Below are 25789 nucleotides of genomic sequence, written 5' to 3'. Positions count from 1 at the left end.
CATAAAGGCAGTCGCACAGGCTTAGCGCAACAGCGCGTTCCAGCCAGCGTAGCGGTGATGAATCGGTCCTCTGGGAAGGCTAAGCACTATTACCAACAGGCCCGCGACCAAACTGCCAATCGTAGCGGCCAGCTCCGCGCCTGCAAGGAACCAGGGCGAGGCCAACAGCCAAAGGCCGATCGGCAGGTTAAGAAACCGCAGCGGCCGAGCTATTTCTGCCAAGGCCAGCACTGAGACGGTGATCAGCAGGGAGCCCATCAGATGGTCGCTGTTGGCCATGGGCCCCTCTGTGCCGAAAATCAACCGGGTGAACATCAACCAAACGCCTAGAATGCACAGCAGCGTGAGCCCCCAGGGCAGGTTAACTCCGCGCAGACCCTTGAGAGTCATTGAGGAAAGACTGCCCTCGAACTCCGGCGTGTTGTCCTCACGCGCGCCATCCATCGCATCGCCCTTGAAGAAGGTCTTCCAGAAAGGCTTGCCGCGGCGCCGCGCATCCTTGAGGAACTGGCCCATGGCGACCAGCTCATCCAGTGCGTAAGGCATCATCACCAACATGGCTAACGCCTGAGCCAGGCACAGAGTGCACCAGGTCCCGATGAAAATCGGCTGGGCAATGATGAAGAAAATGCTTATCACGCCAAGAGGCACTACTACCACGCCGAACGCCGCGACCATCCATGGCATGGTGCGCCATCGCCGGGCATCGCCCATCACCGCCATGAGCAGTTCGATCATATAGGCCATCACACCGATTCCTGCATCGGACACAGGCCAGGCACGCGACATGTCCGATGTAATGATTGTCTCTGTGCCGTTAGGTTCAGAACCGAAAAAGGGGTCCCAGGCATTCGAGGTATGGCCAAGCTGGTATGCGGTAAGATAGCGCGCGAGAAGAATGCCAATGACGGCGAATATGGCGATAGGCAGGCGTTGTAGCCAGGTCGAAGGATTGTAATCCCATCCCGGCGGCACCGCAGCCTTCTGCATCATGCCCTGCATGCTCATGCCCGGCATCATCGGAACCAAAGTAGAGAAGGCGATCACCAGACCACCGACCAGCAAGGCATTGCCGTAACTCGCCGGGGATGGCGTCCAAAACAGCAACGGCGCAAACATCAGCCACAGCCCCACGACCGTGTTGGCCCATTGCGCCCAGCTGATCCGCTTGAGCGACAGGACCGCGAACAACACGATCAGCCCGCCGCTAATCACGTCGTTCCAGGTCATCAGCAACGCGCGAGTGGCGACTGCGGGCAAATCACGCTCGGCTGCCAGGCGCGGCAGGTCAAGATCACTGGGTGCAATGTTCATGTAGCCAAAGATGAAGGGCGCGCTAAGCACCCACAGGCCGAGCAATACATTGACGAAGTGGCACCATAGTGTCGCGACATGCCGCCGCTCCATCATTTGCATGTGCGTATCCATATCCATATCGGAAGACATACCGCCCTGGCGTAGATATTCCCCTTGATGCTCCATATATCTCGTCTCCTGCAGTGAGTGTTGTTCCAAGGCGGCTAGAATGTCTGCGCACTAAAGGGCGATTTTAATTAAGGACTCATACTCGTCCTCTAAACGCTCGCGGCGGTCTCAACCGGAAAGAATGAGTAAGCCGGTCAGCGCGGCAGCACTGCCGGCACAGCCCAGAAGCAGAGGTTGCGTGGCCTGCGTGTCTCACCGTTACTCTCAGGACTGTCATGACATATCTCACGCTAGCTCCAGCGAAGCCGTTCAACTAAAACGCCAAGCGCAAGCCCGCGAGGAATAACCATTGCTCAGTTCTCTCTCCGGCGGCTTCGGCGATGTTTTCGGTTTCGCCGACGAGGGAGTGATAACGGAGGCCGATATAGGGCGCAAGCTCTCGCTTGATCTCGTAACGCAAACGCAGATCGACGTCGGCCTCGGTCAGTCCGGACCCGAGATTGCGTTCAGAAATGGTTTGTGCAGAAAAGGTCAACCCGACGCGGGGCTGTAGGACCAGCCGTTGGGTGATTCGAACGTCATACTCGCCCTCAGTCTCAAATGTCACATCGCCGTCTTCCGAGACATATAACGAATTATCCAATTCGAACTGATAGGGCGCCATGCCCTGCAAACCCAGCACGTAAGACCAGCGGTCATTATATTCATCATCGGTGACCCACTCATTGGCATATTGAACGCCGGTTTGCACATTCCAAAATGGCGTGATCAACCGAGAATAAAGAAAGTCATTTTCGCTTTCGCCTTCGTCCGTTCCTTCGAAAATCGCCTCACCTTCGCTTTTCCACCAGAACTTGTTGATGTCGCCTCCGATCCAGCCTTGGGCGTCCCAACCCAGGCGGTCCCGCGCGTTATCATCCGGCACGCGGTATTCAAGCTGGTCGAACAGAGCGAAAGCAAAAAGCTGGTCGTCGGGCACTGGATCGGGAAAATCGGAGGGTGGTTCGCTGTTGCTATAGTCGAATACCTCCTCCAGCGTCATGCCTCCAGGCAGTGGCGGAACTTCGAGGTCAGGGGGAGGTGTCTCTTCGTGCTGCTGGGCGGATTGCTGGTGATCAGGACGGTTTGCTGTGGTCGGCATGTCATGCTTGTTCTGGGCATGAGCCGCGCTGGGTATCAACAGAACGGTCGTGGCGATCATCGCAAAGAGGCGGAGATTAGGCGTCAGCATCGATAGACCCTCCATCCAGCGAACGGACGACAGCAACCGTGCGGAACATTCCTGCCTCCATATGATAAAGAAGATGGCAATGAAAGGCCCACTGTCCCGGCGCGTCGGCGGTAATGTCTACAGTCAGTAACTCAGCTGGCTGTACGTTGACTGTGTGCTTGCGGGGATTGGTATCGAGGTCACCACCGGCGTACAGGTCCATCCACATGCCGTGCAAATGGATCGGGTGGCTCATCATGGTGTCATTGATCATGTTGATTCGCAGCCGCTCGCCATGCTGAAAACGGATCATGTCTGACTCTGACCACTTTTTGCCGTCAAAACCCCAGATAAACTTGCTCATGTTGCCGGTCAGGTGTAGATCGAATTCCCGAGTTGGTGGCCGCCGAAGGACCGGACGTTCCAGCGCTCGAAGCTGGCTATAGGTAAGTACCCGCCAACCATCATCGCCGAGTCCGGCTCCCGGATAATCCAGGCGGCGGTTGGCGGTTTGGGCCATGGTGATGCTGGCAGGGCCGTGCTCGTCCGGGCCGTGCTTGATGCGCTCCACCAGGTTTTCGGTAGGCAACTCATTTCCGCTGCGGGGTGAGGTTTGCGTGTCCTTGCTTGCATGTCCATTGTGATTTTCCCCTTCCATGCCTTTCATTCCCCCTCCCATCATGCCCATATCGGCCATGGTTAACATGGGCCGGCGTCGCAGCTCCGGTATGGCCGCTGACATTCCGGGCTGTGGAGCCAGCGTCCCTCGAGTCGCGCCGCTACGGTCCATGGCTTCGGCGAATAACGTGTAAGCTTGATCGTCAGGCATGGTTACAATCACATCGTAGGTCTCTGCGACAGCGATGCGAAACTCATCGGTTTCGACAGGCTTGATATTCTGTCCGTCGGCTTGAACCACCGTCATTGGCAGGCCGGGAATGCGAACGTCATAATAGGTTTGCGCCGAAGCGTTCACGATCCGCAGACGAATGCGCTGACCAGGCTTGGCAATAAAAGTTGGGTTCTCTTCCGTTGTTTTGCCGTTCATCAAAAAACGGTAAGTCGCACCGGTAATATCGGCGATGTCGGTGGGGTCCATGCGCATACGCTGCCACGCCAGCCGCTTGGCAATTACCTCTTCCAACGTCATGCCAGTTGCCTGCATTTGGTCATCAATGTTCGCTAGTGTCGGCCGCTGGAAGTTGAAGTAGCCCTCAATCGTCTTGAGCTTGCGAAAAACCGTGTGGGGGGCTGTAAACGTCCAGTCCGACAAGATAACGGAGTACTCAACATCGTAATCAATGGGATCGGGTTTGGCCGGCTCTATGATTAGCTGACCGTAGTGGCCGCGTTGTTCCTGGAAGCCGGAGTGGCTGTGATACCAGAAGGTCCCATTCTGGCGGACAGGAAAACGGTAGGTGAAGGTTTCGCCCGCCGGAATACCAGCGAAGCTGATGCCGGGCACTCCATCCATATCAAAGGGCAGCAAAACCCCATGCCAATGAATTGATGTTGATTCCGCCAAGCGGTTATGGACTCGAATCAATGCTTCGGCGCCTTCTCGCATGTGGATCGTGGGGCCTGGAAAGGAGCCATTGATCGTGATAGCACGACCGGGTTTGCCCCCGACCAGCAAATCGCGTTCTTCCAGATACAGGTCGATACCGCCAGTATCGGTAGCGACCAGCTCGCCGAACTCACCTGCGCTCGGGAGCGCGAGACCATTAGCCCAGGCGGGTCGGCCCAAAGCCAAGTAACCGGCGAGCGTCAAAGAGCCCGTCTTTATGAGAAAATCTCGGCGGGTCATGGCCGCGCGCGGGGTCGGTCTGGAGTTTTCGGTCATCTGCGTTTCCCTTCGGGTCGGAAATGGGCACTTATGGCCAATTGGCTAGTTGCTGCGCTGGTTCATTTAACTGACTGCGCAAATGACCAGCATTTATCAGTTGCACGCTCCGTTCAGTCGACGGGCATATCGTGGGAAAGTTTTTCTAGAATCATGAACCTGACAAAATTGTAATGTTCGCTTCAGCCTCCAGTTAACTTATCCCGTGTATGGTTATTTGTGAGGCGTGTTGTTCCGTCTTATGTGTTGATCCTTCATCTCTTCGCGTTCCGCTCCTTCAAAAGAGATGCTTTAGGCGCCTTAGGGCGCCTTTTTTTATTGGCTCATCGCACCTTACATAAATGTAATCACGGCTCGTATCGGGATATGGCACATTGGCAACAGGGTCGAAGTGCCGAGAACAACCTGGCAAACCGACCATGATTTTTCAGCACCGATTTTTTGACGACGGGATACATTCGCATGCCATACAAAACTTCAAGACGGACCTTCGTCAAAGGGTTAGTCGCTACCAGCCTGTTCGGAGGCCTTGGCTTGTGGCGCTCGCCGGTCTGGGCGGTGACCAGTCCGGGGCAACCCAGTGTGCTGACCGGCACTGAATTCGATCTGTTTATTGGCGAAACGACAGTGAACATTACGGGCGCCCCTCGAACCGCAATGACCATCAATGGCACTATTCCCGGCCCGCTGTTGCGCTGGCGTGAAGGTGACACTGTTACGTTGCGCGTTGCGAACCGGCTCAGCGAAGACACCTCCATTCACTGGCACGGCATTATCCTGCCGGCGAATATGGACGGCGTTCCCGGCTTGAGCTTTCATGGCATCGCACCGGACGGCATGTACGAGTACAAGTTTCAGGTCAATCAGAACGGTACCTACTGGTATCACAGCCACTCAGGCTTTCAGGAACAGGCAGGCGTCTATGGGCCCTTGGTGATTGATGCCCGGGAGCCGGAGCCATTCGAGTATGACCGCGACTATGTCGTAATGCTGACTGACTGGACCGATGAGACGTCAGATGAAGTCATGGCCAAGCTGAAGAAACAGTCGGATTACTACAACTTCAACAAACGAACCGTTGGCGATTTCATCAGCGATGTAAAGGAGAAGGGCTGGGGCGCTACGGTTGCTGACCGCAAGATGTGGGCGCAGATGAAAATGAGTCCAACTGATCTCGCTGATATCAGCGGCTATACCTACACCTACCTCATGAATGGCCAGGCTCCCAACGGCAACTGGACCGGCTTGTTCAAGCCGGGCGAGAAGCTGCGGCTGCGCTTTATCAACGGCTCGGCTATGAGCTATTTCGACGTGCGTATTCCAGGGTTGAAAATGACCGTAGTCGCCGCGGACGGCTTGCACGTGGACCCGGTCAGTGTTGATGAGTTTCGTATAGCGGTGGCCGAGACCTACGACGTGATCGTCGAGCCCATCGCCGAGGAGGCGTACACCATCTTCGCCCAGTCCATGGACCGTACAGGTTTTGCCCGCGGTACCTTGGCCGTTCGGGATGGCCTGAGCGCCCCGGTACCCGAGACTGATCCACGCCCCGAGATCAGCATGAGCGATATGGGTATGGACCACGGCAGCATGGGAGGCATGGCTGGAATGGACCATGGCGGCATGCAGGGCGAGATGGCCACAATGGACCATAGCAACATGTCGGGCATGGATCATGGGCAGATGCAAGACGACATGGGTGGAATGGATCACAGCAAGATGGCCGGCATGGACCATGGGCAGATGGCGGGTATGGATCACGGAGAAATGGCTGGGATGGGAGCGATGCAATCGCACCCAGTCTCTGAAAAGGACAATCCGCTGGTCGATATGCAGACCATGACGCCGACGCACAAATTGGACGATCCGGGTATTGGGCTACGCGACAACGGACGCCGAACCCTGACCTATGCCGACCTGAAAAGCACCTTCCCCGACCCGGACGGCCGCGAGCCCGGCAGAACGATCGAACTGCACCTCACAGGACACATGGAAAAATTTTCCTGGTCGTTCGACGGTATTGAATTTTCGGACGCCGAACCGCTGCGCCTCAAATACGGTGAGCGGGTTCGAATCACGTTGGTCAACGACACCATGATGACTCACCCCATTCACCTCCACGGCATGTGGAGCGATCTTGAGGATGAGCACGGTAACTTCGTGGTGCGTAAGCACACCATCGACATGCCGCCTGGCTCGAAGCGCAGTTACCGCGTCACCGCCGATGCGCTCGGCCGCTGGGCTTACCATTGTCACCTGCTGTTTCACATGGAAATGGGCATGTTTCGTGAGGTACGAGTGGATGAATAAAGGAGACGCTATGAACGCTTTGATCAGGCCGACGGGAATGCGGGTCAACAGCAACAGGTTTGTACGTCCCGCCTTGCTGGCTTTGGCTGTCTCGCTCAGTACAGTGACCGCCGGCTTGGCGAATGCTCAGACGATGGATCACTCATCCATGGAGCACGGCTCGATGGACCATGACAGCATGGATTCCATGGACCACGGTCAGGCGCAGCCGACGAACCAGGACTCAATGGATCATGGTTCGATGAATCACGGCCAAATGGACCACAGGGCGGTCCATAACGTCAACGGCATAGCCGGTCCGCCGCTCCTACCTGCTCTTACCAATGCTGACCGCGAAGCGGCGTTCCCGGCAATCCAGGGGCATACGGTGCATGACAAAATGCCCTTCGCCTTTTTGCTTTTCGACCAATTGGAATACCAGCATGCCGATGAGGGCAGTGCCCTCAGCTGGGAACTGTTGGGATGGTGGGGCGGGGACGTTAATCGCTTGTGGCTGCGCTCCGAGGGCGAGCGTACCAACGGCGTGACTGAGGACGCTGAGATCCAGGCGCTCTGGGGGCATTCCATTGGTCCCTGGTGGGACGTGGTCGCCGGTGTACGGCAGGATTTCAAGCCGGGCTCGCCCCAGACCTGGGGTGCATTTGGCATACAGGGCATGGCGCTTTACGGGTTTGAAGCAGAAGCGACTGCCTTTATTGGCGAGGGCGGGCAGACCGCTGCCCGCCTGGAAGGGGAGTATGACATCCTGCTGACCAACCGCCTGATACTCCAGCCCACCGCTGAGATGAACTTCTACGGCAAAAACGATTCAGTGCGCGGCGCTGGCTCAGGCTTGGCCGATACAGAACTTGGGTTGCGCCTGCGCTATGAGATTGTGCGTGAGTTCGCCCCTTATATCGGGGTTAGCTGGGGTCGTTCGTATGGAAATACCGCCGACTTCGCTCGCGATGAAGGGGAAGATATTGACGAGGCCCGCTTCGTCGCTGGCGTTCGGATGTGGTTCTAGGGAAAGCAAATGAAAAGAGTAATAGGGGCGTTGGCAGTAGCGGGTGCAGTGGCTGTGGTTGGTGTGGCCGGCGTTGTGTACTTTGGGTTGATTAACGTTGGTGCTGACGATCCACACTCAGCGCCGGTTCATGCATTTCTCGTTACGGCGCGAGACCGCTCAATCGAAGCGCGTGCTCAGGTTATAAAGGTGCCTGATCTCGCAGGCCAGGAGCTGATTCGTGCTGGTGCGGGGAACTATGATTCCATGTGCGCTACATGCCATTTGTCTCCTGGAGCTGCGCCAACCGAACTCAGTAATGGGTTATATCCGGCGCCACCGAATCTGGCCACTGCAGGACTCGCAGGTAATCCGGGCAGAACGTTCTGGGTCATCAAACATGGAATCAAAGCTACCGGTATGCCTGCCTGGGGCAAAAGCATGCAAGACCAGTACATCTGGGACATGGTTGCTTTCATACAGCAGCTTCCGACCCTTGATGCTGATCAATATCAGTCGCTGGTCGCATCAAGCGGCGGCCATCAGCATGGCGGGGGTGAGACCTCTCAGCGTGGGGACCACCATAACGGCGACGCCGCCGAGACTGGCCACGCCAGCGATCACCATGGTGCGGTCGAAACCGACCAGTCTTCCCCAGTTAAGTCTACTCAACACATCCATGCCGACGGCAAGGAACACGTACATGAACATTAAATTCAGCAAAGTTCGACTAGCGATCGCAACGTTATTCTTCGCGACGGCAACGGCCCACGCAGCAGCGCCACAACCAGCCATAGAAGTCCATCGGGACGCCAACTGCGGTTGCTGTAAAAGCTGGGTCTCCTATATGGAAGAACAAGGCTTTCAGGTCATTGATCACGTCGAGCAGGACATGATGGCGGTCAAGCGCAAACTGGGTGTCCCTCGCCACCTCGCTTCGTGCCACACAGCCACTCTGAATGGCAAGTTCATTGAAGGTCATGTACCGGCTGCGCAGGTTACTGAATTGTCGAAACGCTCCGACTTGCAAGGCATTGCGGTACCTGGAATGCCAGCGGGGTCGCCTGGCATGGAGGTTCCAGGGATTGTCCACCCGTATAAGGTGATCGGTGTGAGCGCAGGAGGGGAAAAGGTCATAGCGAACTATCCTTGATACCTGGCGAGTTGAGCAAGCTGGAAGGATAAAAAGCCTGCTGTGACAACCAACACTAGCAGTGGGGCAATGCTCCGCCCCTTAGAAATGTCGTCTTAACTGTCAGTAACAGGCCTTGGATCGGGTGCGCCTTCACGTTCACGTTAAGCCTTCCCCGCTGGGTCTTGCAATAGCCGACCGACTATTGAGATGAATCTCTATTTGACAGTTTGCGGGATATTGAGAGGGTGTTTGCAATGGCGAAAAATAATACTCCGTGTCATGTCGGTTTCATCCCCGATGGAAACCGTCTCTGGGCTCTGGGCTCTGGGCTCTGGACCACGACCTGCCCAAAGAAGCGGGATATATTCATGGTATCGACCCAGGATTGTTGTTGTACGAGAAATGTAAAGAATGCGGGATCAAGGAAACGTCAATCTTCTGCTTCACCCAGGACGACACCAAGCGGCCTTCCATTCAGAAAACGGCCTTCAGCGAGGCCACCGTTACATTCGCTTTAGAGATCGTACGCCGGGGAGCCGCGCTTCTTGTTGTCGGCGATGAGACCTCGGCACAATTTCCCGGGGAATTAAAAGAATATCGGCAGCGCCAAGGTGTCGGAATGAAGGTAAATTTACTTGTCAACTATGGTTGGGAATGGGATCTGGCCGGTCTTCAAAACGGTGGCCTGCGTTCAGATGAAGTTTCACGTCTGGATTTAATCGTACGCTGGGGAGGGGGATCGCGATTAAGCGGTTTTCTCCCGGTGCAATCAGTTTATGCGGATTTCTATGTCAGGGATGAATATTGGCCAGACTTTGCACCACGCCATTTTGAGGGCGCACTCGCTTGATTTAAAAACCAGGACCAGACACTCGGCGGTTAATAGCATCGACGGCCCGCGGGAAAAACTTAAGAAGCCGAGTCTATATGAAGGTTGTGTGCAGGATACTGAGGATCTCGCCGTCAAGGGTGAGGAGTTCATCGCGTACTTTACACGGCACCACACCGTAAGCTAGTTGTCATTCCGCAGCGCGGGGCCGACCATCGACCTGGATGCGATCGGGGAGGGGTCCCCCCGTCCCCGGCGTCAGGATAGTTGTCGCCTGATCGAATTTATCAAAACTCTGTACTGCCGCGTTATTCACCTGAACGTAAACTAGCCCTGCTAAAGACGCTGCTACTCCCTTGAACCGGCCCGTGACTGAGGTTGCACGCCAGGAGGGCATCAGCGAAGTCACCCTGTATGGTTGGCGCAAACAGACCAAGGCAGAAGGAGCCGTTGTGCCAGGAAACAAGAAACTCTCCGATGACTGGTCCGCTGAAACCAAGTTCGCGGTGGTGCTGGAGGCCGCGACCCTCTCGGAGATCGAGGTGAGTGAGTACTGCCGCAGCAAAGGGGCGTACCCCGAGCAAGTCAAAGCGTGGCGGCAGGCGTGCATCAGTGGCCAGCTCTCTGCCCAGACGCAACTTCAGAATGAACGCGCCCAGGCGCGGGGCGACAAGAAGCGTATCGCCGAGCTGGGGCGCAAGGATTAGGATTTTGCTGTTGATCAGTGGCCTGCCGCAGGTAGCGACAAGCTATAGACTCAAAACTGACCTTCGCTCAACCCTGCGGACTGTGTTCCACCTGTTCGCAGTAATGGCGAAAGTTTACCGTCAGGTTAGGCGGACACACACCGCACTGGCGATTCCCAGGGACAGCATGATCAATGAACTTTGGATACGGTAGGTTCAACCCAGCCATGATCTCCTTGAACCGCTCTAGAGATATCGCTTCGCCTAGCCGAGGGTTGCGCTGTTTTTCCTGCGCGATAGTCGATACCCGGCGGCCATGGTAGTCGTGCCCCGGGTAGACTAGCGTGTCGCCCGGCAAAGCGAACAACTTGTTTTTCACGCTGCGAAAAAGGTCATCGGCACTGCCATTTTGAAAATCGGTTCTGCCGCACCCGTCAATGAGCAGGGCGTCACCGCTGAACAGGCGGTTCTCAAGCAGATAGGCGAAGTGCCCGTCTGTATGTCCAGGTGTGTGCAGCGGCATGAAGTTGAGAGTGCCGACCACGAGGCGTGTGCCGTCTTGAACGCCTACATCCGTGCAGGGCAACTGATCCATGGCTGGGGCCGCGGTTAGGCAGCCCGTTTTTTTCTTTAGCTCCAGCGCCGCGGTGATGTGATCGGCATGTATATGGGTGTCCAGCGTATAGGCAAGCTTCAGATCCAGTTCGGCCAGTACAGTCAGGTCGCGATCCATCATGGAAATGACGGGATCAATGAGCACCGCCTGCCCAGTGTCTTCGCAGCCAAGCAAGTAGGTATAGGTAGAAGACACGGGCTCGAACAACTGGCGGAATATCATGATGACACTCGTTTAGTGGTGAGTATTTAGCGGCGGGTGTTCCAGAGCCTCAAGCAACGCAAACTTCTCTCGGTCGATCTCGCCACGTGTACGAACACCCAGGCGGCGCAGAATCGAAAGCGGCGGGCACCAGCCCTGCAAGCCGTGTTGCAGTAAGAAGGGGAGCACGACCCCAGGTAACAGGAACCATCTTTTACTCACCGTAAGCCCGAGCACGAGCCCGGACAGCGCGAGCGTTGATGCATTGACTTCGAGCACGCGCTCGACGTCCCACTCGAGGTCCAGAGCATCGATTCGTTGGGAGATTGCGCGACGATCAAGGCGGCTGAACTGCTGAATATTTTCATCCGTTTGGCGATCAACCGTGCGATTGAGGCCGGGGGACGTTGAGCTACGAACTCGATCTGCTTGGTTGCCCGTTGCGATGTTCTGATGGCTAGATGTCATGACCGACTCCAGAAGTATGCCTTGGTTAGCTGTGCCTGGGCGCTGTGAAAGGAAGATGAAACAGCCCCTGCACAAATCGAAGCTGGGTTGCGCGTCGACTTCCTCTAAGCGCAAGGACGAGGATAGCTGTTTAAAACGATATATCAATATATCGTAATATATACTAGTATAATGTATTGTCAAATCTATCCATTTCCAGCGGTGTGATCATGGCCTCGATAGTAGGCATCAATATTGAAACGTTACATAGCAGCGCGACGGAAGCCTGCGGCCTGTTGAAGGTCCTAGCCAACCCGGATCGCCTGCTACTGTTGTGTCAGCTGACGCAAGGAGAATATTGCGTAGGCGACCTCGCAACCACGACAGGTATCGTGCAACCGACTTTGTCTCAGCAGCTCACTGTGTTGCGCAACAGCGGCCTGGTCACCACTCGCCGGGAAGGCAAGCAGGTCCACTACAGCATCGCTAGCTATCAGGCGATGGAGGTCATGCAGGTACTGTACAGGCTCTACTGCCAGCATCCTGAAGCCGAAGAGACATTCGTATGATGATCGATTGGACAAATTTCACACCCTGGTCTTCGCTGGCTGGGGGAGCGCTGATTGGTCTCGCTGCCACTCTATTCATCCTTATGAATGGGCGTATCGCCGGCATCAGCGGTGTGATTGGCGGTTTGTTGCGTCCCGTGAACGGCGACGTGCTTTGGCGTGTTTCGTTCGTAGCAGGCTTGGTCGTCGCGCCGCTGCTGTTCCAAACCTCTTTCGCATTGCCTGCCGTCGACATCAATGCGGGCACAGCAACGCTTATTGTCGCCGGCTTATTGGTCGGCGTCGGCACCCGGTATGGCTCCGGTTGCACCAGCGGGCACGGGGTGTGCGGATTGTCTCGTCGCTCGCCGCGTTCGTTCGTTGCTACGACCCTGTTCATGGCCAGCGGCTTCGTGACTGTTTTCATCGTACGCCACCTATTCGGCTGAGGTATTGGCATGAAGCTGTTGAGTGCATTTGTAGCGGGTCTGGTGTTCGGGCTCGGCTTGATCTTATCGGGCATGACTGACCCGTCGAAGGTCATTGCATTCCTTGATCTGGCAGGTGCGTGGGATCCTTCGCTCGCGTTCGTCATGGCAGGCGCCATTCTGGTGGCGAGTGTCGGATTCCATTTCGCTTCCAAACGATCCCGGTCGATCCTGGGCGATACCATGCGATTGCCCACCGCCAGCCAAATCGACCGCCGTCTCGTCCTGGGCGGTTTGGCGTTCGGTGCAGGCTGGGGTTTAGCAGGTTACTGTCCGGGACCCGCGGTGGCCTCGCTCGCAAGTGGTAATGCGGAGCCGGTTATTTTCGTCGTTGCGATGCTTGTAGGAATGGGTCTGTACGAGCTCCGAACGCGCCTGTCGGCGACGTCGCGGTGATCAGGCGCGTTAAAGGTTCAGGGCGCGAGGGCATGGAATAGAGACTGAAGGCTGGCTATGACGATTGAGATCGGACTCGGGATGCTCGTCGGTATTGTTCTAGCGTTGACGGGCGCAGGCGGCGGTATTCTCACGGTTCCCCTGCTGATATTCATGGTTGGGCTCGACTTGCCACAGGCCGCTCCAATCGGCTTGATGGCCGTCGGCCTGGCCGCCTGGATCGGCGCAATCATTGGGCTCAGGGATGGCGTCGTCCGTTACAAGGCAGCGGCTTTGATGGCGTGCTGCGGCGTGCTGCTTGCCCCTGTTGGGGTCTGGACGGCCGGGCGGGTAGAGCACAACGTGCTTGCCGTAATTTTTGCCATGGTGCTGTTCTGGGTTGCATTCAACTCCTTGAAACGTCCGGACAACAGTGAGCCAACCACGGAGGCTGTTCCCTGTCGCCTGAACCCTCAGACCGGTCGTTTTCCTTGGACGTCTCGTTGTGCGGCGACGGTGGCTGCATCTGGCGCCTTGGCGGGTTTTCTGTCAGGGCTGCTGGGGGTAGGCGGTGGTTTCGTTCTGGTTCCGGCGCTGAGCCGTTTCAGCGATCTGCCTATGCGCTCGATCGCGGCAACCTCATTGGCGGTCATCGGGCTCGTCTCGCTTAGCGGTGTGTCGTCCGCAGCGCTGGCGGGCAGCATTCTGTGGGCGGTCGCCCTTCCATTTTCGGCAGGTGCCGTCATCGGCATGGTCGCCGGGCGTTTCGTCTCGGCACATCTGAACGGGCAGGTTCTGCAAAGGGCCTTCGGCCTGGTCGCAGCCATTGCGGCGACCGCCTTGCTGTTACGTGTAGTGCTGTAACAGGGCAACCACATTGGCGTCATACGTCGTTTTGTGTGGGCCGGGGAAAGCCTGACCCACCGCTCGGTTCAGCTAGTTTCAACAGGCAGACCTGCAGCGTTCCACGCCGCCCAGGACCCTGGAATGTTCGCCACGTCGGAGAAGCCGGCTTTCTTTAAGATGCTGGCGGCGATGGAGGCGCGATAGCCGGATCCGCAGTAGATAGCAATGGTCTTATTCGGGTCCAGCTCGTCAAGCTGATCGGCAAGATGGGCAACGAATATATGCTTCGCGCCGGGCACCCAACCGTTGGCAACCTCATTCGGACTGCGCACATCGAGCACCTGTACCTCGGTCTCTTCGCGTCGGGCGTTCAGCTCGTGGACGGTCCACTCCTGCAGCCTGTTCAACGGTAGTGCCGCGTTCTGCCAGTCCGTCATGCCGTTGCGCAGGTAGCCTCGGATGTCATCCAGCCCGATGCGGTAGAGTTGGGTGACGGCTTGATGGACATCGTCTGCCGACTCGCCCACCAGCAGGATCGGGCGAGAGTCATTGAGCATCCTTCCCGCCCAGTTGACGAACTCGTTACGCAACGCAATGTTGATGGCACCCGGCACATGCCCGCCGCCAAAGGCCAGTATCGAGCGGATGTCCACGACCTGCATGCCGTTGCCGCCCCCGGCGAGCGTTTCGAAATCCTGGGGCGACAGGGGTGGTGGCAGCGAGGGGCCTTCCATCTGCGCGGCGGGTCGCACGTTCAGTTTCTTCAGGCGCGCGTAGTGACGCGGCGGCTCCGGCATGTCGGCCAGCAGCCAATCGATGAACGCCTCTTCGCTACGCTGTTCCCGCAGAGCGGGATTGAAGAGCCGCTCGTTGCCAAGGGTGGAATGACGCCGATCACCAATCGATTTGCCACAGGCCGAGCCGGCGCCGTGGCAGGGATACACTTCTATCCGGTCGCCCAGTGGCAGATAGCGGTCGAAGAGGGTATGGAACAGCTCGCCGGCCAGCTTCCGCTCGCTGCCGGCTCCAAGCAAATCGGGGCGCCCAACGTCGAGGTTGAACAGCGTGTCGCCTGTGAACAGCGCGAATGGCTGGTCGCCCTGCTGCGCATCGAACAGTAGCAGCGAAATGTGTTCGGGCGTATGCCCAGGCGAATGCATGATCTGCATTCGTACCTGACCCAGCTTCAATGTTTCGCCATCGCTGACCTGGCGAAGATCGAAGTGGTAGGCATCGGAACGGCCTCCGATGATCTGCGCACCGGTGCGGCTCGCCAGCGCCTGGGCACCCGATACGAAATCCGCGTGGATGTGTGTTTCGATAACGTAGGCGATTCGCAGGCCTCGCTCTTTCGCCATTCGCACGTAGATATCGATATCGCGACGAGGATCAATTACCGCAGTCACTGCCGCTTTGCTGTCGCCGATTAAATAGGAAATCTGCGCCAGACCATCTGTATACACAGGCTCAAAAACAAGCATCGTTAACTCCGTTGATAGGCGGGGCGGGGTTGCCCAATATCTATTTGGACGATGTGTGCTTCTGGTCGTTCAGGCTATCGGTCATTGACCGGCATCGCTGGCCTGTGGCAGGGCTCCTTGCTGCCATCCCCTCAATCTTTACCTATCCACTCAGATGTAGAGTTGCCTGCCGCATGATCGCATCAATGCGGTCGTCACCCTAATTAGCCAGCCGATGCTGAGCCTAATAAGCTTGGTCTCTTCATTTTTTGAACAGATACTTCACCAAGGCAACGATTCCAAAGACAAGGAGGACAATGACCAGAAGCCCTATCAGCCCCATACCCCACATCATTGCTCCTCCATTCATCATTCCGTCCATCATGGTCGTCGCTCCTGTACAGTAGTAAGCTGGGTCGCTCTGGCTAAAGTCGGGTTCCGATCATGCCCAGCCTTTCGAGTCGTTTGTCTCAGCCTCGTCGCGTATGCCAGTCAATGGTGAAAAAGCGTCTTGCGAGCCACCATTGCCACGAGCATAGCAGCCAAGGGGTGGTTGACCTGAAAATGGGAGGCAAAATAGCATTCTATGACCGTATTGCCGAGTTAGAGCGACAACTACCAACCTTAAGTGTCCTACCCATCGACCCGCGAGGCCCCCAAAGACTTTGAGGGAGCTATCAGCACTCATGTGAAACCACCCTTCATCATCAACCGAGCCAGTTGGGTAGAGACTGGCCCGGCCATGACGGCGACTATTCAGGCTTCCTACATCAGATCGCCCGTTTTAACTCGCCATAGTTACCGCTGGTACGAAGCACCAGCGTGATGTCATCATCGTTCCGGTTGCGGAAAAACCAGCCGTGGTTGCCTGTGAACGCAGCCTCCAGTTCGCCTTCGTCTTCCGAGACACCACGGCCCTTCTCGTAAGAGATGGACTGGCCACTGCCGTCACCGTGGGTGTCGTAGTTGATGGGGCCACCCTCGGATACCCAGAAAAAGCGCGCCACGGCACCTTCTTCCATGGTGAGTTTGAACTCCGTCCCTTCACCGGGGGTAAGTACTACACGCACCTCATCCTGCCATTCGGGTTCGGCAGCGGGTGCCTCCGCTTTTGGCGCGGCGTCAGGTTCAGGCGCTGCGGCTGTCTCGGAAGCAGTTACGGCGGGCTCTGGTGCGCTCTCCTCGCTGGACTGCGCCGTTACCATTTTCGCGGCCTCGTCGGCGGCTGCTTCTTCCGCAAGCTGTTCCTTGATTTCACCCATCTCCGTCAAACCCAGCAGACGGCCTGCGCCTGTGGGATCCAGAGCGTATTCAGCGGGCATTACCACGGTTGTCAGCAGCAGCAACGCCACGATGGCGGCGATAATGGTTGAACGAATCAGCCGCGCGGAGCTGGGCAATTCGCCACGTGAAGGCATATCAGTGTTGTACATAAAAGATCTCCAGAATTAAGCGACAAAATAACCGGTGAGCTGATAGCCGATGAGCAGGAAGCCTGCGCCCATCACGGCAACGTTGGCGGTGTAGGCATGGCGGAAAAAGCCATCGGTTTTACGCCAGAAGCTCATGACAATCAGGATCATGGCCAGAGCAATAAGCTGGCCGATTTCCACACCTACATTGAACGCAAGCAGGTTTGGCACCAGCCCATCCGGAGAGATGTCGTATTCGATGATTTTCGTGGACAGACCAAAGCCGTGAAAGAACCCGAAGATCAGTGTTGCGGCCTTGGTGTTGGGCTGGAAGCCGAACCAGCGCTGATACGCCCCCAGGTTATCCAACGCCTTGTACACCACCGAGAGGCCGATAATGGCATCGATGAGGTAGCTGTTGATGCCGACGTTGAAATACACGCCCAACAGCATGGTGGTGGAATGCCCCAGCGCAAACAGACTCACGTAGATGGCGATGTGCTGCATACGGTAGAGGAAGAAAATCACCCCCAGCAGGAATAGCAGGTGGTCATAACCGGTGACCATGTGCTTGGCCCCGAGGTACATGAACGCAATCAGGTTTACCCCGGTGATTTCCTGGATGTACCCCTTATCGCCCTCGGCAACGGCATGGGCCAGTACGTCGGCGCTCATCCCGAGCAATCCGAGTGTTAGAAAAATCCAGATGAAACGGTGTCCGCCGGCGGCTGTGTGCGCACGCCAACGACCGTCAAGCAAAGTTGACAACATAATGACTCCAACAGTTTTGGTTTAAAACGCTGCGACGCAGCGAGACTCAAACAGTCAGAAAAGCTTTTGGCGGGCGATAGAGCCGATAACGAAAACTGCGGGGAGAATCTCCGGCGAAGGGAATGGGCTGCCGGAGTGAGATCGAGTAGTCAGAGAGGAGGCGGATCGTCAGGTGATCCACGGATTCGTGGCTGTGATTACCCGTGTCGTGATGTAGGTGAATATCTGACTTCCCATCAGAATCGTCGTGGCTGTGTGGGTGGTCATCCTGATCCAGTACCGACGTTTCAGCCAGTTCAGCGATACCATGGGAAGAGGCTTCACCGATGACCGAGAGCGACATGCCAGCCAGCGCGAACAGCATGACCAGAATTGGAAGCAGCTTTTTACGGTGGATGGCCGTAATCATAGGTGTCAGTTTTTGGCTGTTGGATTAATATGGTGCCAAAGGATAACATCCCCCCCAGGGGGATAGGAATTAAAGATGGAAAATGATCATAAACACCAATCGCATCCGGACATCGTCAAACGCCTCAAGCGCGCTCAAGGTCATCTTGGCAGTGTTATTGGAATGATCGAGAGTGGGCGACCCTGTCTTGAACTGGCGCAACAGCTCCATGCTGTCGAAAAAGCCATCCAACAGGCAAAGCGAGTGCTGGTCCAGGATCACATTGAGCACTGCCTTGACGACGCGATTGGCCCTTTGGAGCCTCACCAACAAAGGCGTGTTGATGAATTCAAGGCCATCGCCCGTTATCTTTAATTCTGGTGATCCATGCTTGAGATTCTGAAACACCGCACCTATCGGCACTTGTTCTTAGCCCAAGTAGTGGCTCTGCTGGGAACCGGGCTAGCGACCGTTGCGCTAAGTCTTCTGGCATTTGATCTGGCTGAAGACGAAGCTGGCCAGGTAATAGGTACCGCGATGGCGATCAAGATGGTCGCCTATGTGCTGATCGCACCACTGGCCTCGGCACTGGCTGAGAGCGTGCCGCGCCGGGTGATGCTGGTCTCGCTGGACCTGGTGCGTGCAGCCACGGCACTCGCGTTGCCCTTCGTTACCGAAGTCTGGGAGATATATGTGCTAATCGCGGTACTCCAGTCCGCCTCCGCTGCGTTCACCCCCACGTTTCAGTCCACCATCCCGGATACGCTTCCGGATGAAGACGATTACACCAAGGCTCTATCGCTTTCCCGCCTTGCCTATGACATGGAAAATCTCATCAGCCCGGCTCTGGCGGCGGTGATATTGCTAATCACAAGCTGGCAGGGACTTTTTTCAGGAACAGTCATTGGTTTCATTGCGTCGGCACTGCTCGTGGTTTCAGTGACGCTGCCAACGGGCGCGAAACCGGAGAAACGCCGGGGCGTGTATGAGCGTGCCCGGCGCGGATTCAAAATCTTTGCAGCAACGCCCCGTCTGCGGGGTCTGATGGCGTTGAACCTTGTTGTCAGCCTGGCAGGTGCCATGGTGATCGTGAATACCGTGGTGCTGGTCAAGGGCCATTTCGGCCTGACCGACCAGCATACGGCCATGGCCTTTGCTGCCTTTGGCGGCGGCTCGATGCTGGCGGCATTGGCTTTGCCAGCTTTGCTCAAGCGATGGCAGGATCGTAGGGTCATGCTGACGGGGGCCGGCATCCTCATTTCCGGGCTGGTTTTTGCATTACCTGTAGACAGGCTGGGCTGGCTGCTCCCGGTCTGGGCCTTGCTTGGTGTTGGCTTTTCTACCACACAAACCCCTATTGGCAGGCTACTCACCCGTTCTTCCCATGGAGAAGACCGACCAGCGCTTTTTGCCGCCCAGTTCTCTTTGTCCCATGCCGGTTGGCTGGTAGCGTACCCGCTGGCCGGTTGGCTTGGATCGGTCGCTGGCATGCAAATTACTCTGGTGGTATTGGCCAGCCTTGCGCTGGTTGCGCTGATCCCAGCTATCAGGCTATGGCCATCTGATGATCCGACAGAACTCCTGCACCGACATGATGATCTTGCAGACAATCACCCGCACACCGCAACGTCTGGCCGTCAGCATGTCCACCCTTACGTTATCGACAGTCTGCACCCGAAATGGCCGGAGTAACGCTGTTCTGGATCAAAAAGGTTAAAAGATTAAATGTAGTGGTCTACTAAGAGGCTGGGAACAGTTCAGGTAGGACGGTCGCCACAACGCGTCCGGCGCGAAAGACCGGCACATCAAGCTGATTCGTGGGTATTTGAACATCCGGCCGTACGATTCTGCGAAGACAGGAGAGTTAGTCGCCGACTGGGCTCGCAGCGCCGCAAGAACCAAGGAGGCCTTGGCAGACATCATCAACGTCACCCTGGAACACCTGGTGAAAGAACAATATGAACTACCAGGGTTCAGCACACTCGAGCGGCTCTGCCGGTCGGCGCGAGCGGAGGTCAACAACACTTACTATGATCAGCTTTGCGGCTATCTGAATGCCGAAGGCAAACAGCTCGTTGCGCAAGTGCTCCGCTCCTCCAGTGGACCTAGCGGGTTCGGCTGGAGCACGCTTAAAAACGAGCCAAAGCGCCCGACGCCGCGCAATATTCACGCTTACATTACCTATCTGGAATGGCTGACGTCACTTCAAGAGAGTCTGCCGACGGACCTGGGATTACCGCCAGTCAAACACCGGCAGTTCATCAATGAAGCAAAGGCGCTGGACTATGCCGAGTTGATGAAACTCAAGGCGAACAAGCGCGTGGCGCTAGTGATCGTGCTCATCCGCCACCAGTACGCGCAGACCCTTGATAGAGCCGCCGAGATTGTGATCAAGATCCTGCAAAAGATGGATCGGACAGCGGAAAAGCAGCTGGAGCAGTATTTAGCTCACCATCAAAAGCAAACGGACCGTCTAATCGCCGTCTTGTCGGGCACAGTCAAGGTCTACATGGACCGGCCAGCATCAATCGCCGCTTTCGATCCGATATTGGGCAAGGACGGCAAAGAAATTTTGCACATGTGTGAGCAGTACATGGCTTATGCGGGCAATAATTATCTGCCATTCATGGTGCCGCTGTTTAAGAAGCAAAGAGCGACGCTGTTCCGCACCATCGAGATTTTGAATTTAGCCTCGGCCACCGAAGACAAGGACCTGCTGAAGGCCTTCCAGTTCATCCTTAAGCATAGGAACCGTCGCACAGAGTACCTGTGCATTTTGAGCGATCCCGACTCTCCCTCAAGCAAAAACATCCTCAATATCCGATGGATTCGCGATAAGTGGTGGAAGCTTGTCACCGGCAAGTCCACTAGAACGGCGACCGTCACCCATGTCAATAAGCTGTGCTTTGAGTTGTGTGTCTTTGACCGCATCGCCGAGGAGCTAAGCACTGGCGATTTGTTCATTCCTTACAGTGAGACCTTCGACGATTACCGAGAGCAGATGATCACCTGGGAAGAGTACGAGGCAGGTCTGGAAGCTTATTGCGAGGAGGTTGGACTGGTGGCGGGGGATGCGGCGTTCACAGCTGCATTGAGAACCGCCATGGAAGACTCGTGTCTGAAAGCCGACCAGCGTTTCCCCGAAGATGAGCTGGTGCGCATTGAAAAAGGCAAACTGGTGATCGGCAAGCCCAAGCCCGATGAGGTGCCACCCGAAATTGAAGCCCTCTCAAATCTCCTACGGGAACGCCTGGAGAAGATCAATCTGCTCGATATGATCATTAACGTAGAAAAATGGTTGGACCTAAATCGGCTGTTTGCTCCACTTTCTGGCAATGAGTCTCGGGTCGATGACCCGCTCTTACGTTTTGTATTGGCCGTGTTTTGCTACGGTACCAACATTGGCCCCACTGAAACCGCGCGATCGGTTAAAGGCATAACACGCAAACAGGTGGCGTGGCTCAACCTCAAGAGAACCACGGAGGAGCGCCTCGATAAAGCCATCGCTAAAGTCAATAATGCCTATAAGAAATACCATTTGATTAACTGTTGGGGATCAGGCAACAGCGTTTCGGCCGACGGTAAACTGTGGGATCTATATGAGGACAACCTGCTATCGGAATACCATCTGCGGTATGGAAGCTACGGCGGTATCGCTTACTACCATGTGTCCGATACCTATATCGCATTGTTTAGCCGATTCATACCGTGCGGCGTCTACGAAGCCATCTACATCCTGGATGGATTGTTGAACGATGAATCCGACTTCAATCCGGATACAGTACACGGCGACACCCAGGCACAGTCGACACCGGTATTTGGGCTGGCCTACTTGTTGGGCATTAAGCTCATGCCCCGGATCCGAAATATCAAGGATCTGGTGTTCTATAAGCCCGACCGGAAGATGGTACTCCTGCATATCCAGTCGCTGTTCAGTGACCCCATTCGATGGGATCTCATCCAGACCCATTATCCCGACATGATGCGTACGGCCATGTCGGTGAAGGCCGGGAAGATCACTGCATCAACCATCCTGCGCCGGTTTGGCACCAAAAACCGCAAAAACAAGCTTTACTTTGCATTCCGGGAGTTGGGACGGGTCGTCAGGACCATGTTTCTACTGGAATACGTCACCGATCTCGATTTGCGAAAGACCATCCAGGCGGCAACCTGTAAGAGTGAAGAGTTCAACGAGTTCGCCCGCTGGCTGTTCTTCGCTAATGGCGGGAAAATCAGCGCCAACCTCAAACATGAACAAAGCAAAATCATCAAGTACAACCACTTACTGGCGAACTTCGCGATTCTTTACAACGTGAATGCGATGACAGAGATATTCAACCAGCTAAAGCAGGAAGGGCACGATATCAAGCGGGAACATATGACAGGCTTTTCACCGTACCGCACAGACCATTACGGCAGGCTTGGCAGCTTTGAATTGAATCTGTCTAAGAAGGTTAAAGAGATGGCTTTTGATCTGGAAATCGAATAACCGGATTTTCCCTTTCACATCATGCAGTTACAGAACATTCGGCTAAATTTGGCGCTTTTACCGGCCGGACCTCTCTTTCAACGTTGGTGGCCGGATCGGCGTGTACTACGAAGCAGCTGCCGTGATTATCTCGTTAACCCTGCTTGGACAGATGTTGGAACTGCGCGCGAGATCGAAGACCTCTTCGGCGATCAGAGCTCTGCTGGGACTGTCTCCGAAAACCGCAAGGAGGATCAACCGCGACGGTAGCGAGGAAGATGTTCCACTGGAACACGTGCATCTGGGCGACAAGTTGCGGGTTCGCCCGGGTGAAAAAGTCCCGGTGGATGGTCTCGTTGTGGAAGGAGAAAGTGCGGTTGATGAAGCCATGCTGACAGGCGAGCCGGTTCCGGTTACCAAGCGAGCTGGCGATATGGTTATCGGCGCTACACTCAATGTGCACGGTGCGCTGGTGGTCGAGGCCACTCATGTTGGATCAGAAACCATGCTTTCGCAGATTGTGCAGATGGTGGCCAACGCGCAGCGTTCCAAAGCACCAATGCAGCGCATGGCCGACTCCGTTGCCGGCCATTTTGTGATCGTAGTGGTAGCCATCGCCATAGCGACGTTTTTTGCCTAGGGTCTGTTTGGCCCGGAGCAGGGATGGGTGTTTGGTTTGATCAACGCCGTGGCGGTGCTGATCATTGCCTGTCCGTGCGCACTCGGTTTGGCCACGCCCATGTCGGTTATGGTTGCCACCGGCAAGACTGCAAACAGCGGTGTGCTGTTTCGCGATGGCAGGGCTGACGACCGACCAGAACCCGTGTATCGTTTCCTTTCGGCTAGAGGTCAGCAGAGCCGCAATTGTTTCCATATAAAAGTGAAGTAGTGATGGTGAAATCAGCCAGCATGTTGCTACGCAAAACGCTCAAGAACCAATCTGAGCACGCGGTTCGCTCCACCCCTCTCGTAGGAGGCGGATATCAATCGAGCTGTCACGGGCTGTGTACGAGCGGGCGCATATACTGCTTAAAGCACCTCGTCGCGACGATGGACATGCAACCTGATTTAACATCAAAAAGAAGCGAGCCTATAGGGAACGTCTGAAGAACTGACCCCGCTGGCGGCGATTCTGACCTCAACGCGCAAAAAATCATTTCGGGAACGATTTCATCGAGCCTGGTCACGCTTTGGGGGTGTTTAAGCCCGCTTTCGGCCTGTCAGGCCGCCATACCCGAAACTCCGGGCGGATTTATCCCGCGCTCAACAACTGCTTTCGGGCCATCCACAGGTTCGCCAAGGCAAACAGGGTATGCAGCTGGGCGGTATTCTTGGCCAAACCTTTGTAACGCACCTTGGTAAAGCCAAACTGGCATTTGATCACCCGGAACGGGTGCTCGACCTTGGCCCGGGTGCTGGCTTTGGCGCGTTCGATTCGGCGTAACCCTTTCTCAATCAGCTTGGTTTTGCTCAACGTCTTGAGCTTGCCAGGACGCACGGCAATCGACCAGACCACGGACTTGCGTTCCTTATGCTCGTCCCGTTTCTGGACGCCGGTGTAACCAGCATCACCGCACACATGAGTTTCGTCGCCGTGCAGCAACTTGTCTACCTGAGTGACATCAGCAGCGTTGGCAGGTGTGCCTACGAGGCTGTGAACCAGACCTGTGTCAGCATCCACACCGATGTGCGCCTTCATGCCGAAATAGTACTGATTGCCTTTCTTTGTCTGGTGCATCTCGGGATCACGCTTTCCGTCTGCATTCTTGGTCGAACTGGGTGCATGAATGATGGTTGCATCGACTATGGTCCCTTGGCGGAGCATTAGCCCATGTTCACCCAGGTAACGGTTCACCACCTCGAACAACGCGGTGGACATGCCGTGGCGTTCCAGCAAGCGACGGAAGTTGAGGATGGTGGTTTCGTCGGGGATGCGATCTAGCTGCAAGCCCGCAAAATGCCGCAAGATGGTCGTTTCATACAGGGCCTCTTCCATCGCCGGATCGCTGTAGCCAAACCAGTTCTGCATCAGATGAACCCGCAGCATGGCTTCCAGCGGATAGGCAGGGCGCCCACCTTCACCCTTGGGATAATGGGGCTCGATCAATGCCAGCAATGGCTTCCAGGGGACAACCTGATCCATTTCGATCAGGAAGCGCTCACGGCGGGTCTGCTTACGTTTTCCGGCGTATTCGGCGTCAGCGAAGCTCATCTGTTTCATGCGGTGATCTCGAAAATGGGCTGCGCCATTTTACCGTTTTAGAAAGTCTTTTTCAGACGTTCCATAGACATACTGACTAAGCGCTACATCATTGTGTTTAGCAACGTGTGCCATATGTCCACACCGTCACATCTTTCCTTTACATCGACGAATCCTTTGCAGATATAACTGGGATGCCCGAGCCGTTGGATCGTCTTGGATACTCACTATGCGCTGAGATATTAAAAAAGACAGGTATACCGGTTGGTGTTGGAATAGCCACAACAAAAACATTATCCAAGTTAGCTAATGCAGCAGCTAAATGCTGGCAAAACCAAACCGGCGGCGTTGTGGACATATGCGACCCTGGTAAGAGGGATAACCTTTTGAAGGTTATGCCCGTGGGTGAAGTGTGGGGGATTGGGAGAATGCTAAATGAGCAATTGCATGAGATGGATATAAAGACTGCATGGGATCTTGCCAAATCTGATACGGCACTATTGCGAAAGAGGTTTAGTGTATTAGAAAAAAAACAGCGAGAGAGTTGGCCGGGGTCAGTTGTCTTGATATGGAGCCTGACACCCCATCAAAAAAGGAGATTTGTACGAGTCGTTCATTTGGCCGCAGACTTTATGAGCTTACTGAACTTCAGGAGGCGGTTACAAGTTACGTGACCAGGGCAGCTGAGAAGATGCGAGGACAGAATTCATTCTGCAAACCAATGCAGGTTGGAATCAGAACAGGAATGTTCAATGAAAACGAACAGAAGTATTCAAGAGCCATACTCTGCCATATCCAACTGACGACAGCAGGCTGATGATAAAGACGGCGCTGGATGGACTTGATCGTATCTATAAAAAAGGGCCGGCATATGCAAAGGCGTCGATCCTTCTAATGGACCTCTGCGACCGTGAGCAGCTTACGCCTGGCCTGTTCGAGCCCGCACAGCCCCTGAGCACGGACGAGATCAACGGTAGGTGGAGGCGTGGAACGATACGGCCAGGGCGCTTGCAGCGACAGTTCTCGGGGGATATGCAACGTAACCATCTGAGCCCGGCCTATACGACGAAGCTTTCTGAGCTGTTTACGGTGAAGGATCGCTGAGATGTCAACGACGGTTCAAATCTGACCCACTTATCGGCGATA

The 25789-nt window shown here is 55.7% G+C and carries 26 protein-coding genes and 2 pseudogenes; 17 read left to right on the top strand and 11 right to left on the bottom strand.

Annotated elements, in window-relative coordinates:
- Positions 1 to 21: 21 nt before the first annotated feature.
- The 3 genes from FZE95_RS17795 to FZE95_RS17785 all read right to left on the bottom strand — a co-directional run bounded on the left by FZE95_RS17795 (position 22) and on the right by FZE95_RS17785 (position 4478).
- Complete coding sequence (locus tag FZE95_RS17795; RefSeq protein WP_223825121.1) at positions 22 to 1482, bottom strand: vitamin K epoxide reductase family protein; 1461 nt, start codon at positions 1480 to 1482, stop codon at positions 22 to 24.
- Between the two features lie 256 nt (positions 1483 to 1738).
- Positions 1739 to 2656 carry a copper resistance protein B gene (locus FZE95_RS17790; protein WP_163981807.1) on the bottom strand — a complete coding sequence of 306 codons (918 nt, stop codon included), beginning with the start codon at positions 2654 to 2656 and terminating at the stop codon, positions 1739 to 1741.
- A complete protein-coding gene (locus FZE95_RS17785) occupies positions 2643 to 4478 on the bottom strand; it encodes a copper resistance system multicopper oxidase (protein WP_150302167.1) in 1836 nt (611 codons plus the stop codon). Before FZE95_RS17785 ends, FZE95_RS17790 begins: the two co-directional genes overlap by 14 nt.
- 462 nt (positions 4479 to 4940) lie before the next feature.
- Between FZE95_RS17785 and FZE95_RS17780 the strand changes: the two genes are divergently transcribed.
- The 6 genes and pseudogenes from FZE95_RS17780 to FZE95_RS17755 form a co-directional block, all read left to right on the top strand.
- Positions 4941 to 6788 carry a copper resistance system multicopper oxidase gene (locus tag FZE95_RS17780; RefSeq protein WP_150302166.1) on the top strand — a complete coding sequence of 616 codons (1848 nt, stop codon included), beginning with the start codon at positions 4941 to 4943 and terminating at the stop codon, positions 6786 to 6788.
- 10 nt (positions 6789 to 6798) lie between these two features.
- Complete coding sequence (locus FZE95_RS17775) at positions 6799 to 7794, top strand: copper resistance protein B (protein ID WP_223825120.1); 996 nt, start codon at positions 6799 to 6801, stop codon at positions 7792 to 7794.
- Between the two features lie 9 nt (positions 7795 to 7803).
- Positions 7804 to 8487, top strand: a complete 684-nt coding sequence (locus FZE95_RS17770) for a c-type cytochrome (protein ID WP_150302165.1) — start codon at positions 7804 to 7806, stop codon at positions 8485 to 8487.
- Positions 8477 to 8926, top strand: coding sequence for a DUF411 domain-containing protein (locus FZE95_RS17765; protein ID WP_150302164.1), 450 nt, complete (start codon positions 8477 to 8479; stop codon positions 8924 to 8926). Before FZE95_RS17770 ends, FZE95_RS17765 begins: the two co-directional genes overlap by 11 nt.
- A gap of 256 nt (positions 8927 to 9182) precedes the next feature.
- Positions 9183 to 9758 carry an undecaprenyl diphosphate synthase family protein gene (locus tag FZE95_RS17760; RefSeq protein WP_223825119.1) on the top strand — a complete coding sequence of 192 codons (576 nt, stop codon included), beginning with the start codon at positions 9183 to 9185 and terminating at the stop codon, positions 9756 to 9758.
- 279 nt (positions 9759 to 10037) lie between these two features.
- Positions 10038 to 10438, top strand: a pseudogene (locus FZE95_RS17755) (transposase); the annotation flags it as partial.
- Between the two features lie 73 nt (positions 10439 to 10511).
- Here FZE95_RS17755 and FZE95_RS17750 read toward each other — a convergent pair.
- Entirely contained in the window at positions 10512 to 11261 is a 750-nt protein-coding gene (locus FZE95_RS17750; protein ID WP_150302163.1) for an MBL fold metallo-hydrolase, read from the bottom strand.
- A 12-nt stretch (positions 11262 to 11273) separates the two neighbouring features.
- On the bottom strand, positions 11274 to 11708 hold the full coding sequence (locus FZE95_RS17745) for a hypothetical protein (RefSeq protein WP_150302162.1): 435 nt from the start codon (positions 11706 to 11708) through the stop codon (positions 11274 to 11276).
- A 209-nt stretch (positions 11709 to 11917) separates the two neighbouring features.
- Here FZE95_RS17745 and FZE95_RS17740 point away from each other — a divergent pair, with 209 nt between their 5' ends.
- From FZE95_RS17740 to FZE95_RS17725, 4 genes are read left to right on the top strand one after another with little or no spacing between them, the layout of a single operon-like run.
- The gene (locus FZE95_RS17740; RefSeq protein ID WP_150302161.1) at positions 11918 to 12256 is read left to right on the top strand and encodes an ArsR/SmtB family transcription factor; all 339 of its coding nucleotides are present in this window, start codon (positions 11918 to 11920) and stop codon (positions 12254 to 12256) included.
- Complete coding sequence (locus FZE95_RS17735; protein WP_150302160.1) at positions 12253 to 12684, top strand: YeeE/YedE family protein; 432 nt, start codon at positions 12253 to 12255, stop codon at positions 12682 to 12684. Before FZE95_RS17740 ends, FZE95_RS17735 begins: the two co-directional genes overlap by 4 nt.
- A 9-nt stretch (positions 12685 to 12693) precedes the next feature.
- Entirely contained in the window at positions 12694 to 13119 is a 426-nt protein-coding gene (locus tag FZE95_RS17730; protein WP_150302159.1) for a YeeE/YedE family protein, read from the top strand.
- Positions 13120 to 13176: 57 nt separating this feature from the next.
- Positions 13177 to 13962, top strand: a complete 786-nt coding sequence (locus FZE95_RS17725; RefSeq protein WP_150302158.1) for a sulfite exporter TauE/SafE family protein — start codon at positions 13177 to 13179, stop codon at positions 13960 to 13962.
- 68 nt (positions 13963 to 14030) lie between these two features.
- Here FZE95_RS17725 and FZE95_RS17720 read toward each other — a convergent pair whose 3' ends face one another.
- From FZE95_RS17720 to FZE95_RS17705, 5 genes are all read right to left on the bottom strand, one after another.
- Positions 14031 to 15425 (bottom strand): MBL fold metallo-hydrolase, encoded by a 1395-nt coding sequence (locus tag FZE95_RS17720; protein ID WP_150302157.1) that lies wholly within the window; start codon positions 15423 to 15425, stop codon positions 14031 to 14033.
- Between the two features lie 241 nt (positions 15426 to 15666).
- Positions 15667 to 15789, bottom strand: a complete 123-nt coding sequence (locus tag FZE95_RS19935) for a hypothetical protein (protein WP_256669918.1) — start codon at positions 15787 to 15789, stop codon at positions 15667 to 15669.
- 385 nt (positions 15790 to 16174) lie between these two features.
- Positions 16175 to 16837, bottom strand: coding sequence for a hypothetical protein (locus tag FZE95_RS17715; protein WP_150302156.1), 663 nt, complete (start codon positions 16835 to 16837; stop codon positions 16175 to 16177).
- A gap of 15 nt (positions 16838 to 16852) precedes the next feature.
- Complete coding sequence (locus tag FZE95_RS17710) at positions 16853 to 17587, bottom strand: HupE/UreJ family protein (protein ID WP_150302155.1); 735 nt, start codon at positions 17585 to 17587, stop codon at positions 16853 to 16855.
- A 46-nt stretch (positions 17588 to 17633) separates the two neighbouring features.
- Positions 17634 to 17996: a hypothetical protein gene (locus FZE95_RS17705; protein WP_150302154.1), complete on the bottom strand. Its 363-nt coding sequence runs from the start codon at positions 17994 to 17996 to the stop codon at positions 17634 to 17636.
- A gap of 75 nt (positions 17997 to 18071) precedes the next feature.
- Here FZE95_RS17705 and FZE95_RS17700 point away from each other — a divergent pair, with 75 nt between their 5' ends.
- From FZE95_RS17700 to FZE95_RS17685, 4 genes and pseudogenes are all read left to right on the top strand, one after another.
- Positions 18072 to 18350: a metal-sensing transcriptional repressor gene (locus tag FZE95_RS17700; protein WP_150302153.1), complete on the top strand. Its 279-nt coding sequence runs from the start codon at positions 18072 to 18074 to the stop codon at positions 18348 to 18350.
- Between the two features lie 12 nt (positions 18351 to 18362).
- Positions 18363 to 19667 (top strand): MFS transporter, encoded by a 1305-nt coding sequence (locus FZE95_RS17695; RefSeq protein WP_150302152.1) that lies wholly within the window; start codon positions 18363 to 18365, stop codon positions 19665 to 19667.
- A 112-nt stretch (positions 19668 to 19779) separates the two neighbouring features.
- A complete protein-coding gene (locus FZE95_RS17690; RefSeq protein WP_223825125.1) occupies positions 19780 to 22464 on the top strand; it encodes a Tn3 family transposase in 2685 nt (894 codons plus the stop codon).
- Positions 22465 to 22537: 73 nt separating this feature from the next.
- A pseudogene (locus FZE95_RS17685) lies at positions 22538 to 23248 on the top strand (HAD-IC family P-type ATPase); the annotation flags it as partial.
- A 447-nt stretch (positions 23249 to 23695) separates the two neighbouring features.
- Here the strand turns inward: FZE95_RS17685 and FZE95_RS17680 are convergent.
- Complete coding sequence (locus tag FZE95_RS17680) at positions 23696 to 24664, bottom strand: IS5 family transposase (RefSeq protein ID WP_150302151.1); 969 nt, start codon at positions 24662 to 24664, stop codon at positions 23696 to 23698.
- 107 nt (positions 24665 to 24771) lie between these two features.
- Here FZE95_RS17680 and FZE95_RS20150 point away from each other — a divergent pair, with 107 nt between their 5' ends.
- From FZE95_RS20150 to FZE95_RS20140, 3 genes are read left to right on the top strand one after another with little or no spacing between them, the layout of a single operon-like run.
- A complete protein-coding gene (locus tag FZE95_RS20150) occupies positions 24772 to 25317 on the top strand; it encodes a Y-family DNA polymerase (RefSeq protein WP_223825118.1) in 546 nt (181 codons plus the stop codon).
- Complete coding sequence (locus FZE95_RS20145) at positions 25212 to 25460, top strand: DinB/UmuC family translesion DNA polymerase (protein ID WP_150302149.1); 249 nt, start codon at positions 25212 to 25214, stop codon at positions 25458 to 25460. Before FZE95_RS20150 ends, FZE95_RS20145 begins: the two co-directional genes overlap by 106 nt.
- A complete protein-coding gene (locus FZE95_RS20140; protein ID WP_449619079.1) occupies positions 25430 to 25747 on the top strand; it encodes a DUF4113 domain-containing protein in 318 nt (105 codons plus the stop codon). The genes FZE95_RS20145 and FZE95_RS20140 overlap by 31 nt, the downstream gene beginning before the upstream one ends.
- The last annotated feature ends 42 nt before the right edge of the window (positions 25748 to 25789 follow it).

The sequence above is a fragment of the Pseudomonas profundi genome (assembly GCF_008638305.1).
GTDB classification, from domain to species: Bacteria; Pseudomonadota; Gammaproteobacteria; order Pseudomonadales; family Pseudomonadaceae; genus Halopseudomonas; species Halopseudomonas profundi.
This window is presented reverse-complemented; position numbering and strand designations above follow the sequence as displayed.

What these genes read in the sequence shown, in the direction of transcription:
- FZE95_RS17795 (WP_223825121.1), bottom strand. Translation starts at nt 1,482, where the DNA reads ATGGAGCATCAAGGGGAATATCTACGCCAGGGCGGTATGTCTTCCGAT.
- FZE95_RS17790 (WP_163981807.1), bottom strand. Translation starts at nt 2,656, where the DNA reads ATGCTGACGCCTAATCTCCGCCTCTTTGCGATGATCGCCACGACCGTT.
- FZE95_RS17785 (WP_150302167.1), bottom strand. Translation starts at nt 4,478, where the DNA reads ATGACCGAAAACTCCAGACCGACCCCGCGCGCGGCCATGACCCGCCGA.
- FZE95_RS17780 (WP_150302166.1), top strand. Translation starts at nt 4,941, where the DNA reads ATGCCATACAAAACTTCAAGACGGACCTTCGTCAAAGGGTTAGTCGCT.
- FZE95_RS17775 (WP_223825120.1), top strand. Translation starts at nt 6,799, where the DNA reads ATGAACGCTTTGATCAGGCCGACGGGAATGCGGGTCAACAGCAACAGG.
- FZE95_RS17770 (WP_150302165.1), top strand. Translation starts at nt 7,804, where the DNA reads ATGAAAAGAGTAATAGGGGCGTTGGCAGTAGCGGGTGCAGTGGCTGTG.
- FZE95_RS17765 (WP_150302164.1), top strand. Translation starts at nt 8,477, where the DNA reads ATGAACATTAAATTCAGCAAAGTTCGACTAGCGATCGCAACGTTATTC.
- FZE95_RS17750 (WP_150302163.1), bottom strand. Translation starts at nt 11,261, where the DNA reads ATGATATTCCGCCAGTTGTTCGAGCCCGTGTCTTCTACCTATACCTAC.
- FZE95_RS17745 (WP_150302162.1), bottom strand. Translation starts at nt 11,708, where the DNA reads ATGACATCTAGCCATCAGAACATCGCAACGGGCAACCAAGCAGATCGA.
- FZE95_RS17740 (WP_150302161.1), top strand. Translation starts at nt 11,918, where the DNA reads ATGGCCTCGATAGTAGGCATCAATATTGAAACGTTACATAGCAGCGCG.
- FZE95_RS17735 (WP_150302160.1), top strand. Translation starts at nt 12,253, where the DNA reads ATGATGATCGATTGGACAAATTTCACACCCTGGTCTTCGCTGGCTGGG.
- FZE95_RS17730 (WP_150302159.1), top strand. Translation starts at nt 12,694, where the DNA reads ATGAAGCTGTTGAGTGCATTTGTAGCGGGTCTGGTGTTCGGGCTCGGC.
- FZE95_RS17725 (WP_150302158.1), top strand. Translation starts at nt 13,177, where the DNA reads ATGACGATTGAGATCGGACTCGGGATGCTCGTCGGTATTGTTCTAGCG.
- FZE95_RS17720 (WP_150302157.1), bottom strand. Translation starts at nt 15,425, where the DNA reads ATGCTTGTTTTTGAGCCTGTGTATACAGATGGTCTGGCGCAGATTTCC.
- FZE95_RS19935 (WP_256669918.1), bottom strand. Translation starts at nt 15,789, where the DNA reads ATGATGGACGGAATGATGAATGGAGGAGCAATGATGTGGGGTATGGGG.
- FZE95_RS17715 (WP_150302156.1), bottom strand. Translation starts at nt 16,837, where the DNA reads ATGTACAACACTGATATGCCTTCACGTGGCGAATTGCCCAGCTCCGCG.
- FZE95_RS17710 (WP_150302155.1), bottom strand. Translation starts at nt 17,587, where the DNA reads ATGTTGTCAACTTTGCTTGACGGTCGTTGGCGTGCGCACACAGCCGCC.
- FZE95_RS17705 (WP_150302154.1), bottom strand. Translation starts at nt 17,996, where the DNA reads ATGATTACGGCCATCCACCGTAAAAAGCTGCTTCCAATTCTGGTCATG.
- FZE95_RS17700 (WP_150302153.1), top strand. Translation starts at nt 18,072, where the DNA reads ATGGAAAATGATCATAAACACCAATCGCATCCGGACATCGTCAAACGC.
- FZE95_RS17695 (WP_150302152.1), top strand. Translation starts at nt 18,363, where the DNA reads ATGCTTGAGATTCTGAAACACCGCACCTATCGGCACTTGTTCTTAGCC.
- FZE95_RS17680 (WP_150302151.1), bottom strand. Translation starts at nt 24,664, where the DNA reads ATGAAACAGATGAGCTTCGCTGACGCCGAATACGCCGGAAAACGTAAG.
- FZE95_RS20145 (WP_150302149.1), top strand. Translation starts at nt 25,212, where the DNA reads ATGGAGCCTGACACCCCATCAAAAAAGGAGATTTGTACGAGTCGTTCA.